Origin of the sequence: Paeniglutamicibacter antarcticus, from assembly GCF_039544305.1 — a bacterium.
GTDB classification, from domain to species: Bacteria; Actinomycetota; Actinomycetes; order Actinomycetales; family Micrococcaceae; genus Paeniglutamicibacter; species Paeniglutamicibacter antarcticus_C.
In genome coordinates this window covers 1-14,785 of record NZ_BAABLK010000092.1, presented here as the reverse complement: position 1 = coordinate 14,785, position 14,785 = coordinate 1, and the positions used below count along the sequence as shown (strand labels likewise).

General features: G+C 61.1%; 11 protein-coding genes and 2 pseudogenes. 5 read left to right on the top strand and 8 right to left on the bottom strand.

All coding sequences use genetic code 11. The features are described from left to right. Window positions 1–124 precede the first annotated feature (124 nt). Complete coding sequence (locus tag ABEA12_RS17365) at window positions 125–877, top strand: FadR/GntR family transcriptional regulator (protein ID WP_210101468.1); 753 nt, start codon at window positions 125–127, stop codon at window positions 875–877. A 209-nt stretch (window positions 878–1,086) separates the two neighbouring features. On the opposite strand, the pseudogene rpsO (ABEA12_RS17360) reads toward ABEA12_RS17365, so the two are convergent. From rpsO (ABEA12_RS17360) to ABEA12_RS17330, 7 genes and pseudogenes are all read right to left on the bottom strand, one after another. Next, a pseudogene (rpsO, locus tag ABEA12_RS17360) lies at window positions 1,087–1,348 on the bottom strand (30S ribosomal protein S15). Between the two features lie 701 nt (window positions 1,349–2,049). Beyond that, complete coding sequence (locus ABEA12_RS17355; protein WP_210101469.1) at window positions 2,050–3,333, bottom strand: dicarboxylate/amino acid:cation symporter; 1,284 nt, start codon at window positions 3,331–3,333, stop codon at window positions 2,050–2,052. A 351-nt stretch (window positions 3,334–3,684) separates the two neighbouring features. After that, window positions 3,685–3,954 (bottom strand): 30S ribosomal protein S15, encoded by a 270-nt coding sequence (gene rpsO, locus ABEA12_RS17350; protein ID WP_210101470.1) that lies wholly within the window; start codon window positions 3,952–3,954, stop codon window positions 3,685–3,687. Between the two features lie 292 nt (window positions 3,955–4,246). After that, window positions 4,247–4,981 carry a respiratory nitrate reductase subunit gamma gene (narI, locus tag ABEA12_RS17345; RefSeq protein ID WP_210102616.1) on the bottom strand — a complete coding sequence of 245 codons (735 nt, stop codon included), beginning with the start codon at window positions 4,979–4,981 and terminating at the stop codon, window positions 4,247–4,249. Window positions 4,982–4,989: 8 nt separating this feature from the next. Then, window positions 4,990–5,646 (bottom strand): nitrate reductase molybdenum cofactor assembly chaperone, encoded by a 657-nt coding sequence (narJ, locus tag ABEA12_RS17340; protein WP_210101471.1) that lies wholly within the window; start codon window positions 5,644–5,646, stop codon window positions 4,990–4,992. Continuing rightward, window positions 5,643–7,262 (bottom strand): nitrate reductase subunit beta, encoded by a 1,620-nt coding sequence (narH, locus tag ABEA12_RS17335; protein ID WP_210101472.1) that lies wholly within the window; start codon window positions 7,260–7,262, stop codon window positions 5,643–5,645. Before narH ends, narJ begins: the two co-directional genes overlap by 4 nt. Continuing rightward, on the bottom strand, window positions 7,263–10,967 hold the full coding sequence (locus ABEA12_RS17330) for a nitrate reductase subunit alpha (protein ID WP_210101473.1): 3,705 nt from the start codon (window positions 10,965–10,967) through the stop codon (window positions 7,263–7,265). Window positions 10,968–11,766: 799 nt separating this feature from the next. On the opposite strand from ABEA12_RS17330, the gene ABEA12_RS17325 reads away from it, so the two are divergent. After that, window positions 11,767–12,222: a hypothetical protein gene (locus ABEA12_RS17325; RefSeq protein ID WP_210101474.1), complete on the top strand. Its 456-nt coding sequence runs from the start codon at window positions 11,767–11,769 to the stop codon at window positions 12,220–12,222. A 274-nt stretch (window positions 12,223–12,496) separates the two neighbouring features. Next, on the top strand, window positions 12,497–12,787 hold the full coding sequence (locus tag ABEA12_RS17320) for a hypothetical protein (protein WP_210101475.1): 291 nt from the start codon (window positions 12,497–12,499) through the stop codon (window positions 12,785–12,787). Between the two features lie 139 nt (window positions 12,788–12,926). Here ABEA12_RS17320 and ABEA12_RS17315 read toward each other — a convergent pair whose 3' ends face one another. Beyond that, window positions 12,927–13,136 carry a hypothetical protein gene (locus tag ABEA12_RS17315; RefSeq protein WP_210101476.1) on the bottom strand — a complete coding sequence of 70 codons (210 nt, stop codon included), beginning with the start codon at window positions 13,134–13,136 and terminating at the stop codon, window positions 12,927–12,929. Between the two features lie 370 nt (window positions 13,137–13,506). On the opposite strand from ABEA12_RS17315, the gene ABEA12_RS17310 reads away from it, so the two are divergent. Beyond that, window positions 13,507–14,190 carry a hypothetical protein gene (locus ABEA12_RS17310; RefSeq protein WP_345469085.1) on the top strand — a complete coding sequence of 228 codons (684 nt, stop codon included), beginning with the start codon at window positions 13,507–13,509 and terminating at the stop codon, window positions 14,188–14,190. A 342-nt stretch (window positions 14,191–14,532) separates the two neighbouring features. Next, window positions 14,533–14,785 (top strand): annotated as a pseudogene (locus ABEA12_RS17305) (hypothetical protein); the annotation flags it as partial.

Here is a 14,785-nt window from a genome sequence, read left to right as displayed (position 1 = left end):
GCTTGCACGGACCCGAGAATTCCATGCTCAGGGGAAACTCTCACTGTGCTCGTTATTCCGGGTCACCCCTTTCCGGCAAGAGGCAGGCTCCGGCCTGCACACCATTCCAAAGGTCAGGTCCCCAATGAACACCTTCTCATTCACTCCGGCCGTAGCAACACTGACGTACGAGCGCGTTGTCGAGCAGATCGAAAAGGCCATCACCTCGGGTTCGCTGGTACCCGGGGACCATCTGCCCTCCGAACGTGAGCTGATGGTCCAGTTCTCGGTCTCCAGGCCCACAATCCGCGAAGCACTGCGGGTGCTTCAGGCCATGGGGCTGGTCGAATCCAAGCCCGGCGGCCGGGGCGGCCCCAAGGTACTTGAACCATCCCCGGCAACGCTGGCCCGGTCCTTTACCACCATGGCGCGGATGGACTCACTGTCGATGCACGATCTGGTGCCCTTTCGGCTCGTGCTTGATTCCGCCGCCTGCCGACTGGCCGCCGCCCTTCATACCCCGGAGCAACTCCAGCGCATGCAGTCAGGTATCGAGCGCATGGAAGCTGCGGTGGGCACCGACGCCCAAGCCTTCGCCCGGGCCGACGTGGAATTCCATGAAGCAGTCTGGGAGGCGAGCGGAAATGCGCTGGTTTCTTTGTGCGGCCAGGCGGTATCCGGTGCGATCTTCGAGCTCATCACTCAACAGCTCAAGGAATCCTCCGACTCAGAGCGCACGGAGGCAGATTCCGCCACCCTGGATCGGGGCATCTTCGAAGCTATCGCGGCCCGCGACTCTTTGTCAGCCGGCAGGCTCGCCCGCGAGGCGATCTACAATCGCTATCGGGCGCTGCTCCCCGCCGATGCCGTGGCTGGACTGGACGCACTGCGGCTCTAGGTCACTCACCTTCGCTAAAGAACGGGCTTTCCGGAGCCAAGGCCTATCTCCACTCAAGAACCATGCAGCCTAACAGCAGTTGATAGCGGCAGAAGGACACTAGTCGGTCTGCATAATTACTTCTCGCTTGCATTGCTCAAACAGAACGGCGCATTCTCGACGAAGAAAACCCCGGTTCCAGTCAGGAAATTGGGGAATCCGAAGGAAGCCTAGCGACGGAGGCCGGATCTCTTGATAAGGGTACGGTAGCGCTCGATGGCGGTGCTTCGAGGTACGCAATCAAACGACGACCAACCAGGTCCGTCAGGCCGCGACGGGTATGGTGATCATGCTTGTGCAACTTCGGGTGGTCGGACAGGTCGAAATACGATGTGACATCACGGCGATCTGGATCTCCTGTGAACCGGTGTCGCCTTTGTTGGTGGCGTAGACCTTCACGATTTCCTGCTTCACAGCGGCGTCCGGTGCCACACTAGCTCCTAGATGAGTAAGTCCTAATTCGGTGTGATTCCAGAACAGACCCCCAACAATTTCGCTGAGGTATGTTATTTGCTCGCGGAGAGCCTTATCCGGCAGAGCGACTCCACGAATACCGGGCTCAGTTCCCTTTGGCGTTCAGACTGCCCAGGCTTGATCTGCCCCGCTCTTTCGGAAGCGTTTATAAGACCCCTGCTCACTTTCACTTCAGGTTGGTTATTCCGCCGATCACACGAGACGGGTATAAGTTTCGTATACTTTCAAGGAAAAAATCCTCTTCGAATAATTCCTTCATTCAATATTCTGAAAAAATCAACCATGGTAGGCACTCTAAATGAGGAGCCATGGGAACACGCTGCGAGGATTCAGTCTTATGGGATAACTTTTGGAACCTATCATTCAATTCTCGATCAACGCCGACTGCACATCGCAGCGCCATTTATCACCGGTGCAACGGCAGGTTTCCGCGCTCAACAGATTTCACTGTGCGTCATACTACCGATAGCTGGGAGTACGCGACGTCTCATATATCTTAAAATTCTTGGGATTTAGCTTCTATTCCCGGCCCTGCCCACAAAGTGGCGCCGATGGGAAACACGAAGCCCCAGACCTCACCGATCCGTCTCGGCGATGCCTGGGGCTCTGCTCGATTCATACCCGCGCCGGCTTCTAGAAAAGCTGGCTGCGGAGCAGCGTTACGGGGCCAGGAGGTACGAGGTGGTCTCGCTGCCTTCTCCAGCTTCAACCATCTCGTCCGCCGGATCCTGCGCCTGGGAGCCCAGACGACCGCTGGTGAGCTTGTTCATGATCATGGCGATCGCACCATCACCGGTCACGTTCGTGGCCGTGCCGAAGCTATCCAAGGCAATGTACGCGGCGAACATGAGTCCCACCTCGGCCTCGCCGAAGCCGAGCATCTGCGTGAGCAGGCCGGCAGCCGCTGCGATGGCACCGCCGGGAACGCCCGGGGCGGCGATCATCATGACGCCCAACATCAGGATGAACGGCAGGTAGGCGCCCAAGGAGACCTCGCCACCGGTGAGCAGCAGCACCGCGATCGAGAAGCAGGTGATTTTCACCATCGAGCCCGAGAGATGGATCGTCGCGCATAGCGGGACGACGAAACCGGCAACGGAGTCCGAAACACGGTTCTTCTTGGTCGAGGCAAGCGTGACAGGGATCGTCGCGGCCGAGGATGAGGTGCCCAGGGCAGTGAAGTACGCATCGCGCATGTTCCACAGTGCCTTGAACGGGTTAACGCCGGACATCGAGCCCGCTATCGTGTACTGCGCAAGCAATACGACGAACGTCAGGGCGAAGGAGACGACGGCAACAAGCAGGAACTTCGTCACGACGGTGACGGCGGAGCCGCTGGCTGAAAGGTCCATGAAAATGCCGAAGATGAACAGCGGCAGTGCTGGCACGATGATGCGCCGGATAACCATCTCGACGATCGAACGGAACTCTACGGCCCCGCGGAAGAGCACCTTGCTGTGGAACGCCGTCAAACCAATGCCGATGATAAACGCGAGCACGAGCGCACTCATGACGCCGATAACCGGCGGCAGGACGATCTCTGTGGCCGAGTCCCCGGCGCTGGCAACCACGGTGAGGTACGGGCTGAAGCCCGATCCGGAATCCTCGCCGAGGGCGTCAAGGCCGCCTCCGGCCAGGGAGGAGGTAAACAGCCAGCGGCTCACGAAGTAAGCGAGAAGCCCGGCCAGGATCGTGGAACTGTAGGCGATAGCCGCGGTGATCCCGAGCCATTTTCCGGCACCCTTTCCCAGTTCGGCGATCGCCGGCATGACCAGGCCCAAAATGATCAAAGGAACAATAAAGCCCAGAAACCCCGAGAAGATCGAGTTATAGGTCAGGAACGCCCCGCCAAGCCACACGGGCATCACGGGTCCGGTCAAGATACCTAGGACGATGGCTAAGATTACCCAGCCGAGCAGTGGGATGGATTTAAGCAGCTTCATGGGGGTCCTCATGGTCGACTGAGTTGCAGTACGCGGGAAGGCGAGACGCGCTTGTGGCGCAGCGCACGCCTCAGCCATATTAGACGGTGTGGGGCAGAACACCCAACTCGGTGCGGGCGCTCCAGAACCGCCTGAGCCATCCCCCGCCCGGACAGAGCTGGGAGACGATCCCAACTCGGTCTGACCTAGGTGCTCTACGCTTGGAAGGGCACCCTAGTGATAGCGTGATTTGGCAGGTTCCGTGTTCTGAAAAGACTTTGGGAAGCACACCGAAACCCTTCAAGCACCAACCTGCCGACAATAAAAAATTCCCCGGCTCCCATCAGGGAACCGGGGAATTTCCAATCAAACCTAGCGACGCAGGCCGAGGCGCTCGATGAGCGTACGGTAGCGCTGGATGTCGGTACCCTTGAGGTACGCAAGCATACGACGACGACGACCAACCAGGGCCATCAGGCCGCGGCGGGTGTGGTGATCATGCTTGTGCATCTTCAGGTGCTCGGTCAGGTCGAGGATACGACGTGACATCACGGCGATCTGGACCTCCGGTGAACCAGTGTCGCCTTCGCTGGTGGCGTAGGCCTTCATGATTTCCTGCTTGACAGCGGCGTCTAATGCCACAATAACTCCTAGAGTTGTACCGCGTTTCGATATCACCGTCACCGGCAGGTGCACTCGCAACCGCGGACTGCAGCGGGCACCGCAGATCAGTCTAGCAAACCTCAAGGCGCCGCGTCGCGCATGGAGACCCAAACCACATGCCCTGCCGCAAACCCATGAAGGTCGACGCCTTCAGGTATTAGGCGCTGTTCACGGCTACAGCAACACCACGGAAAACGCTGCGACCGGGGGCATCCCCCGGTCGCAGCGTCCACCTTCTAAATAGAGAGCCGAAATCCGGTCCTTGCGGTTGCTACTTTGGACGCTTAGGGATCGTGTCGACCTTGTCCCAGCCGCGGCGATGTTCGCGCGATCCCTCGTGGGCGTCGCGGCTGCGGTAGAGCACGTACGGGCGGAAGATGTAGCCCACCGGGGCTGTGAAGACGTGCACCAAGCGGGTGAAGGGCCACACCGCGAACAGCGCGATGGCGGCGATTGCATGGAACTGGAAGCTGAAGGGTGCGCCGACCATCAACTCGGGCTGCGGGTTGAAGTAGAAGATGCTGCGGAACCAGACCGAGACACCTTCACGATAGTTGTACTCCCCTGCCACACCGGTGACGGTGTTCACCAGTCCACCCAGGATCACGATCGAGAGCATGAGATACATGACCTTGTCCATCACGGTGGTTGCCCCGAGGACCGCCTTGGTGAAGCGGCGCCGGTAGAGCAGGCCGATAAGCCCGACGATGGTGAAGACCCCTGCGATAGCACCGACAGAGATGGCCATGAAGTGGTACAGCGCATCCGAGACGCCTATGGCGTCCGTCCACGACTTGGGGATGCCAAGACCCATCACGTGTCCGAGGAAGACCGCCAGGATCCCGAAGTGGAACATCGGGTTGGCCCAGCGAAGGATGCTGCTCTCGTACATCTGGCTTGAGCGTGAGGTCCAACCGAACTTGTCATAGCGATAGCGCCAGATATGTCCCAAGACAAAGATCGTCAGGCAGATGTAGGGGAATATCAGCCAGAGAAAAGTATCCATCCCGCTCATCACGGGCCTCCTTGAATCGGTGCCAAATCCGGCATTCCATAGGTGTCCAGTCCGACCATTTCCTCTTCGGGGCCTTCGGCAATGAGCCGCGCTACGGCCTCGTGGTCCTTGCCCTTCAGCGGCGGAAGGGTGGCACAAACCGATTCGATCGCCCCGGACCACGGGGAGCCCACCTCGCGCAGGTGGATCCGCAGCAGCTCCAGGCCCGCCCTGTTGTCCAGGATCATCTTCAACCCCGCCTTGGCATCGGTCAGCGCACCGAACTCCAGGACCACGCAGAGGTGGTCCGGCAACTGCTCATCGGCCAGGATCAGCCCGGCCTTGGCGTAGACCTGCTTGATGCGCAGCAACGCCAGTCCCCTCTTGCGGGTTTCTCCGTTGGAGAAGTAGGTCAGGAACAGGCATCCTCGCCGGCGGGTGTCGAAGGTGTCGACGTATTCGCTTTGCGTCTCGCTGACCGTGGGCCGGCGCAGGTACTCGATGGTCTCCAACAGGCCCGAACCGATCTTGGGCGGCAGCGTCGAGGCCACGTCGCCGAGCAGGTCCAGGCGCGAGAGCAAAAGCTCATCGGGGTAGTCCAGCAGGATCGAGGCGCATTGCCACGCGCTGGTGATGTCTTGCCCCGAGAATTTCAGCGCCGGAACCCGGGGGCTCACGTCGTTGCTCCGTGGGTCGGTGTATCGGGGAACATGCCCTCGGGGGTACCCCGGCCGTCCCAGTTCAGCAGGTTGATGCGCACGCCTTCGGGGCGTCCCGGGACATCCGGTCCGCCGATGGAGGAGGATTCGCTGAAGGAATCATCCATCCCGCCCATGCCCGGCCCGCCGTCGACATCCAGCGAGCAGTCGGTGGCGGTGTTTTCCAGCTTGTGCGCATCCTCGTAGTGGGCGGCGGGGATGACGTAGCGTTCCTCGTACTTGGCGATCGCCAGCAGCCGGTACATGTCCTGGATCTGCTGCCCGGTCATCCCGACCGATGCGGCGATTTCCTCGTTGGGTTCCCATCCCATGTTGATGTCGCGCATGTAGGAGCGCATGGCGGCAAGCTTGTGCAAGACCTTATCCACCGGCACGGTGTCCCCCGCGGTGAACAGCTCCGCCAGGTACTCGATCGGGATCCGCAGCTGGTCGATGGCGGCGAAGAGGTTGTCCTTCTTCTCCGCGTCCTCGCCGGTCTCGGTGACCGCGTCCACCACCGGTGAGAGCGGCGGGATGTACCAGACCATCGGCATGGTGCGGTATTCGGGGTGCAGCGGCAGCGCCACCTTGTACTCGTTGATCAGGGCCCAGATCGGCGAGCGCTGGGCCGCCTCTATCCATTCATCCGGGATCCCTGCCAGGGCCGCCTCGGCCATGACCTCCGGATCGCGCGGGTCCAGGAACACGTTGCGCTGGGCTTCGTAGAGGTCGTGCTCGTCGGTGACCGATGCGGCCGCCAGCACGCGGTCCGCGTCGTAGAGCATCAGCCCGAGGTAGCGCAGGCGCCCCACGCAGGTCTCCGAGCAGATGGTGGGCTGCCCGATCTCGATGCGCGGGTAGCAGAACGTGCACTTCTCGACCTTTCCGGTCTTGTGGTTGAAGTACATCTTCTTGTAGGGGCAGCCACCCACGCACTGGCGCCAGCCGCGGCAGCGGTCCTGGTCCACCAGCACGATCCCGTCTTCCTCGCGCTTGTAGATCGCCCCGGTGGGGCACGATGAGACGCACGAGGGGTTCAGGCAGTGCTCGCAGATGCGCGGAAGGTAGAACATGAAGGTCTGCTCGTACTCGAACTTGATCTTGTCGCCGATTTTTTTGAGGATCGGGTCGTTGTGCGTGTTCTCCGTCGAGCCGGCCAAGTCATCGTCCCAGTTCGAGGACCAGGTGATCTTGGTGTCCTGACCGGTGAGCAGCGACTTGGGCCGTGCCACCGGTATGTGCTCCTGGGCCGGGGCGGTGGTCAGGTTGTCGTAGTCGTAGGTCCACGGCTCGTAGTAGTCCTTGATGCCCGGCAGGTTGGGTGCGGCGAAGATCGTCAGCAGGTTCTTCAGCCGTCCCCCGGCCTTGAGCTTGAGGCGGCCGCGCTTGGTCAGCGTCCAGCCGCCCTTCCACTTTTCCTGGTCCTCGTAGGTACGTGGGTAGCCCTGCCCGGGACGGGTCTCCACGTTGTTGAACCAGACGTGCTCGGCACCGGACCTGTTGGTCCAGACCTGCTTGCACGTGACCGAGCACGTGTGGCAGCCAATGCACTTATCCAGGTTCATCACCATCGCCATTTGGGCCATGACACGCATTTAGTACTCCACTTCCTGGCTGCGGCGGCGAATCACGGTGACTTCGTCGCGCTGGTTTCCCGTGGGCCCCATGTAGTTGAAGGCGTAGGTCTGTTGTGCGTAGCCACCGATCATGTGCGTCGGCTTGATCATTAGGCGGGTCAACGAGTTGTGGTTTCCACCGCGCTGGCCACTGGTCTCGGAGACCGGCATGTCGATCAGCCGGTCCTGGGAGTGGTACATATAGACCGTTCCCTCGGGCATCCGGTGCGAGACGACGGCTCGGGCGGTGACGGTGCCGTTGCGATTCACCGCCTCGATCCATTCGTTGTCCTTCACCCCGATCTTTTCCGCGTCCAACGGGCTCATCCAGATTCCCGGGCCGCCGCGGAACAGCGAGAGCATCAATAAGTTGTCCTGGTACTCGGAGTGGATCGACCACTTGTTGTGCGGGGTCAGGTACCGCACCGTGATCCCGGACTGGGACGCGGCACCGATGTTCGGTTCATCGAACAGCGCCGTCATGTCCAGCGGCGGCCTAAAGGTCGGCAAAGACTCGCCGAGCTCGGTCATCCAGTCGTGGTCCAGGTAGAAGTGCATCCGGCCGGTAAGCGTGTGCCAGGGCTTGAGCCGCTCCACGTTGATGGTGAACGGGGAGTACCGCCGCCCCCCGGATTCGGAGCCCGACCATTCCGGTGAGGTGATCACCGGGACCGGCCCGCGCTGGGTGTCGGCGAAGGTGATGCGCTTGCCCTCGTGTTCCAGGGACAGGTCATGCAGCCTCTTGCCGGTGCGTTTCTCCAGGGTCTTGAAGCCCTGGGTTGCCAGGCGCCCGTTGGTGGTTCCCGAGAGCATCAATATCATCTCGCAGGCCTGGAAGTCCTTGAGGATGTCCGGGCGGCCATCTGCCACCCCGCCGCGCACGGTACCGTTCTTCTTCTTCAGCTCCTCGATCTCCGGGCCGAGTTCAAAGGTGATGCCCTTGGTGGTGGCCCCGAGGGTGTCCAGCAGGGGCCCGATAGAGCGCATCTTCGCCCCGATCTGGGTGTAGTCCCTCTCGATCTCGACGATCTTGGGCATGGTGACACCGGGTTCGGGCTCGCATTGCCCATACTTCCAGTCCCGCACCTTTCCGTGCGGGGCGGCCAGCGCGTCGGGGGTGTCGTGGGTCAGCGGCACCGCGACCACATCGGTCTGCGTGCCCAGGTGGCGTTCGGCCAGCTTGCTGAAGACCTGGGAGATCTGCTGCCAGGCGTCCCAGTCCGTCCGGGCCAGCCACGGCGGGGAGATCGCCGGGTTGAAGGAGTTCACGAACGGGTGCATGTCCGTGGTGGAAAGATCGTATTTCTCATACCAAGTGGCCGCCGGCAGCACGATGTCCGAGTGCAGGGTCGAACTGGTCATCCGAAAATCCAGGGTGGTCAGCAGGTCAAGCTTGCCGATCGGTGCCTCTTCGTGCCATTTCACGTCCTTGGGACGGAAACGTTCCGCGGTCTCCTTCGCGGTGATGGTGTGCGAGGCCCCCAGCAGGTGGTTCAGGAAGTATTCGTTGCCCTTGGCCGATGAACCAATCAGGTTCGAGCGCCACAGCGAGAGCACCCGGGGGAAGTTCTCCGGTGCATCGGGATCCTCGGCGGCAAAGTTCAGCGTGCCCGCCTTGAGCTCTTCGACCACGTAGTCCTTGGCCGACTGTCCCTTCTGGCGTGCCTGGGCTCCGATCACCAGCGGGTTGCGGTCAAAGGTCGGGTAGGAGGGCATCCAACCCAGCCGTGCGGACTGGGCGATGACATCGGCCATCGTCTTGCCCGCCAGTTGGCCCTTGCCGGTCTGGGCGGTCAACGCGTCGGCGCCGAACTGGTCATAGCGGAACTGGTCGGTGTGCAGGTACCAATAGGCAGTCTGCACCATGTTCCTTGGTGGACGCATCCAGTCCAACCCGTTGGCCAGTTGGGTGTACCCGGTGAGCGGGCGGACCTTCTCCTGGCCCACGTAGTGCGCCCAGCCGCCGCCGTTGACTCCCTGGCAGCCGGTGACGGTGGTCAGGGTCAAAAAGGTGCGGTAGATGGTGTCCGAGTGGAACCAGTGGTTGGTTCCCGCCCCCATCAGGATCATCGATCGGCCCTTGGAGTCCTCGGCGTTCTGCGCGAACTCCCGGCCGATCTTCTCCGCCGAGGCCGCCTTGACCCCGGTGATGCGCTCCTGCCAGGCAGGGGTGTACGGGGAATCTGCGTCGTCGTAGCCGGTGGGCCACTGCCCGGGAAGTCCGGGACGTCCCACGCCGTACTGGGCCAGCAACAGGTCAAAGACCGTGGTCACCAACCTGCCGGCTACCCGGCGCGCCGGGACACCGCGTCGGATGACCCCGATGTTGCCCTGCCCCGAGTCGAAGCGAGGCATGTCCACCGTGACGTTCTCGTCCGCCCCGTCGATCAGCGAGAGCTTGGGATCGACGTCCCCCAGATCCAGGTTCCACTTGCCGTTGCCGGTCTCTCCATAGCGGTGGCCCAGGGTACCTGGGGGAACCACCAAGTTGTTGGTGGCCGAATCGATCAGCACCGTCTTGAAGGCGGCGTTTTCCTCTTCGGGGACAATCTCGTCGGTCAGGTCCTCTGCGGTGAGGAACTTGCCGGCGGTGAAAGTGCGCTCGCCCGCCGCGTCGCGTGCCTCATCGAGGGTGACCAGGAATGGAAGGTCGGTGTACTTCTTCACGTATTGGTTGAAATACGGGGTTTGGCGATCGACGTGGAATTCCTTGAGGATCACGTGCCCCATGGCCATGGCCAGGGCGCCGTCGGTGCCAGGCTCGGCGGGCAGCCATTCATCGGCAAACTTGGTGTTATCAGCGAAGTCCGGCGATACCACCACCACCTTTTGCCCGCGGTAGCGTGCCTCGATCATCCAGTGCGCATCGGGTGTGCGGGTCACCGGGACGTTTGAGCCCCACATGATCAGGTAGCCGGCATCCCACCAGTCCCCCGATTCCGGGACGTCGGTCTGGTCGCCGAAGACCTGGGGGGAGGCGACGGGCATGTCCGCATACCAGTCGTAGAAGCTGAGCATCGATCCGCCGATGAGGTTCACGAAGCGTGCACCGGAGGCGTGGGAGACCATCGACATCGCCGGGATCGGGGAGAACCCGGCGACCCGGTCCGGTCCCCACTTGCGGATGGTGTGCACATGCGCCGCCGCGACGATCTCGATTGCTTCGTCCCATGTCGCACGGACCAGTCCGCCCTTGCCGCGGGCCCGCTTGTAGCGTGTGGCACGCTCCGGATCCTCTGTCACATCCGCCCAAGCCAGCACCGGGTCCTTGAGCCGGGACTTTGCCTCGCGGTACATCTCCAGCAGGACCCCGCGGATGTAGGGATAGCGAGTACGGGTCGGCGAGTAGGTGTACCAGGAGAAGGAAGCACCACGGGGGCAGCCGCGCGGTTCGTATTCGGGCTTGTCCGGGCCGGTGGTGGGGTAGTCGGTGGCTTGTGTCTCCCACGTGATGATGCCGTCCTTCACATACACGTTCCAGGAGCACGAGCCGGTGCAGTTTACGCCGTGGGTCGAGCGGACAACCTTGTCGTGGCTCCAGCGGTCACGGTAGAAGGAATCACCGGAACGGCCACCGACCTTAAGCAGGGTGCGCCCGTCAGGGGATACGACCTCCTTGTTCGTAAAGAATCTTCGGGTCTTGATCAGCGCGTCCGTCAATCCGGTGTTCATACTGGTGCTCATGACTGTCCTTCTCCCCCTGGCAGCAACGGCCAGAATGAATCAGTAGCTATACCGGAAACCACGCAGCGAAACCCGGTGGACCCGGGTCAAGAACCTCGAAGTCCCATCACGGTAACACGGAAAAAGTGAGATCACCATCACATTTCACTCGACGTCCCGGCGGACGGAAACTGCGTTTCGAAAGGAAATTACGTCACCAAGACCTGCCCGAATCAGGTGCCCCTGCCGTTTTACGATTCCTGGGATGACGGTAGGAGCGCCCACGTTTCGCCACGACGCGGACCCAGAGGAAATTGCGCGCGGGAACAGGGCCCCCAGTCACCCCGGCCAAGATGGGCAACCCTCTAGGAACCTGGACGCGTGGACATATGCGCACTTGTCCGGCAGGGTTGCGTCGTTGCCCCATTCAGGGATCCCGGCGCCTTGGACGAAGGAACCCGGCCCGATTGCCGTGCCGGTTGCCAACGATTTCAGGCGCTTTTCCCTGAACATCCAACGAACAATGCCTGCTACCCGGCTTCAGTGGGCTTGCAGAGATGGCCCATGGTGCGACTTCGAAAAGCCCCGCCACCGATGTCAGCTAGCAAATCGTCTTCCCACCTGCATAGACTCGAGAGCAACCAAACAAAGGAAGATCGTGAAGAGCCGTGCCCGAGCCACGCTGCTACTCGTTGCCGCCCTCGGCCTAGCCGGGTGCACCGGTGGAACAGCGGCGCCTGAATCCGTTAAACGAACCGCGGAAGCGGTGCCGACGGCCAGCGCGGGCCCATCAGCATCCGACGCGCCTCAGGTTAAACCCGTGAAGGTGTTGGACCCTGAGACGGTCAAATCACGCGCAATTACCAACGGGCGCCCCATCGTCGCTTTCGACATCGAGTGCCAGGTCTGGAAGACGCCAATCGCCGGAACCGACGAACAGGCCTGGGCCAACAAGCTGAACTCCGAATTCCTGGAATCGAATGGCGCTAAATGCCCGGACCAAATAACCTTCCCGTCCTACTTCATCGAATCCTTTGGACCCGGTGCACCGGGTGAACTGGTGGTCGTGGCCGAAGACGACTCGGACCGGGTCAAGTCAGTAGACATATACGGCGAAGTATCGGAACTGACCGAGATTGCGACGGCCGTCCTCGGTGACATCATGGACGCAAACCCGGACGTGAAAACGGTTACCGCGACGCTTCCCCCGGCCGGCAAATCGGAGACCAGTGACAGGCGGGAAGTACAGCGCGTCCGCGCTATCCGCAATGAATAACGGCAATCTCCGTGCCAACGTGAACGGCACCGAGCAGCTGGACTTCGCTTCAGGGGTCGTGATGACCAAACGGGCGTGCGGACGGCTGCCGATCAGGCACCGCGAATTTGAACTTCAACCACTGCAGGATCTCCCGGCCGGCCGGCGCGGGCCATCGCGTCCAATGGCTCGAGGTGGAAGAAGACCAGAGCTGGAACGCAACGCATCCGCAGAATCAGCGACCGGCCGATTCCACTCAATCGAAAAACCATCAGTGCCAGACAAAGGGGAAACCATGAAGTACAAGAATGCGGCCGGGCTTTTCGTAGCCGGTATCACCTTTATTGTCGCCGGTCCGCTCATCGTTTCCATCGCTTGGACATTCGGCCTCAGGGCGGCCTTCATCAATCCCTCCACCGAACTCGGCGTGCTGTTCCTGATGATAGGGGCCTTGGGGGCGTTGCTCAGCTTCGTGGGGAGCATCTTGCTCATCGCCGCAACCTACAGGGCGTTGGTGAAGATCGATGCACTGCAGGTAATGCCCCCGACATCGAGCAGACGGGGGTTTCCGGTCGAGCGTCAATAAACAAGTACACGCGCTTGGCGCGTCCATGCCTTCCACACGCTGACCACAATGTGACCGCGCATTATTGGAACTGCCCAACCTCCCCCAAGGCGGCTCCGAAGCTGCATTGAACCCCGAACGGTTCAATGCCTTCATCGAATTATTCGACGTCGACCTCTTTGGGTGTCCGCCGACCGGCAGCCCGCAAGGTCAACACGACTACCGCAAGAACCACGACGAGCCCGCCCGATAACCCGACGACCAGCTCTTGTTGTGGCTGATGCGCCTCGAACAAGGGTGGAATCGACAGGATCAGCACTACCCCTGCGATGACCATTGCGATGAATGCGCTCAAGAACGTCTTGCCCATGTCGGCTCCTCAGTAGCCGGTGGCTACGCTCGGTGTTCGAAACACCACCGACGCTAGCATGGACGGCTACCAGGGGCCGCTTGGCTCCGGTTCCTGGAGCCAGACCAAGCGGCTTCGATGGCGGTTCGCCTACTCACGGCGAAGACCCATCGAACCGGATGGTGACCTCAGTTGCCATCCCGAAGCGCCCACCGTTGGCCGGCGCGACTTATTTCTGCCGTTGGCCGACATCACATGTCAAACCATTGAGGTTCCCCGTAGGATTCGACGTTCGGTCATGCCGCCTTGTGCATGTCACGCGCTCTTTCCAGGGGGAAAAATGAACAAACCAGTATTCCATCGGGGTGCCGGTCTTGGGGCCGCAATCACCTTGACCGCCGGCCTTCTTGCGATGGGTGCTCCTGCCCATGCCAGCGAGCGTCCCATCGACATTACCGGTTACAAGGTTTCGGACATCACTGTTGGGGACTCGAATTGTCGCAACCTCAAGGTATCGGCATCGACGAAGATCAAGGGCGAGTATGTGGATTCCTCCGGAACCGTGGATGTGACCCGCGGCGGCGGTGTTATCGATGCCCTGTGGCTCGACGGCCGCCAGATCACGGACCGCGCCTTCATCTGTCCGTCCTTCAGCGGTCTCGGAACCTACAAGGTGGGTCCGGCCGACATTTTCGCCGAGTTCGATTACTACGACAGCTTCTTAGAGGACTATTGGAGCGACTATCGCTCCTACATCGACGACACCAGCAAGAAATTCCAGATCCGGGGAAAGACCAAGAGCACGCTGAGCGCTAAGCGCAAGGGTTCGAAAGTGACCCTCACGGCCAAGGCCCAGGTCTACTCACCGGAGAAGTATCGCTATGCCCAGTACAACAGCGTCGGCGCGAAGTTCCAGGTGAAGTCGGGCAAGAAGTGGAAGACCATCAAAACGATCAACTTAAAAAGGGGTGCGGCGTCGATCAACGTCAAGCAGTCCAAGAGGAAGAGCTACCGGTTGCAGATTCCCACCGCGACATGGGCCGCGGCCAACACATCCAAGAGCATTTCCAAATAGTTCCCCACAGCAAAGGCGTCGTCAACCGACGTCTGGTGCCCGCGCTGCCCCACGTCGATGGCACCGCGGGGACTTCTGCCTGAAGGCTTCTTTCGAGGCCTTGATGTGCCCCGGCGGAACACCAGGAGCATCAAAGCGTGGCGTTCTTTGTCCATGCCCGTCTTTGTAGGGGCCATAAACAGAAGCCCCGGGACGGTATTGCAACGAGCCTCCGGATATGCGGGAACAATCATTTTCCTTGCGGTGCCGATAAATAGCTGTTAGTCCTAAGGTAGACGCGCGGAGTCGTAAACGGCACGTCGTTGTGGTTACAGGTAATGGCGGAAGACAAGGAAACGCATCATGGCACGCAAGAACACCCCCGAGGTCAATGAGCCCAGCGAATCCGAGATCGAGGTCGGGGAGCCAAAGACCTGGGCGGCGGGCATACCCGGGGTCATGCACTCCATGGGACCTGCCCTCAAGGACATGGGTGTGGAGCGCACCCGCAAGACGATGCTAAAAATGAACCACAAGGACGGGTTCGACTGCATGAGTTGCGCGTGGCCGGACCCCGACCACCGCAAGGTCTTTGAGTTCTGCGAGAACGGCGCCA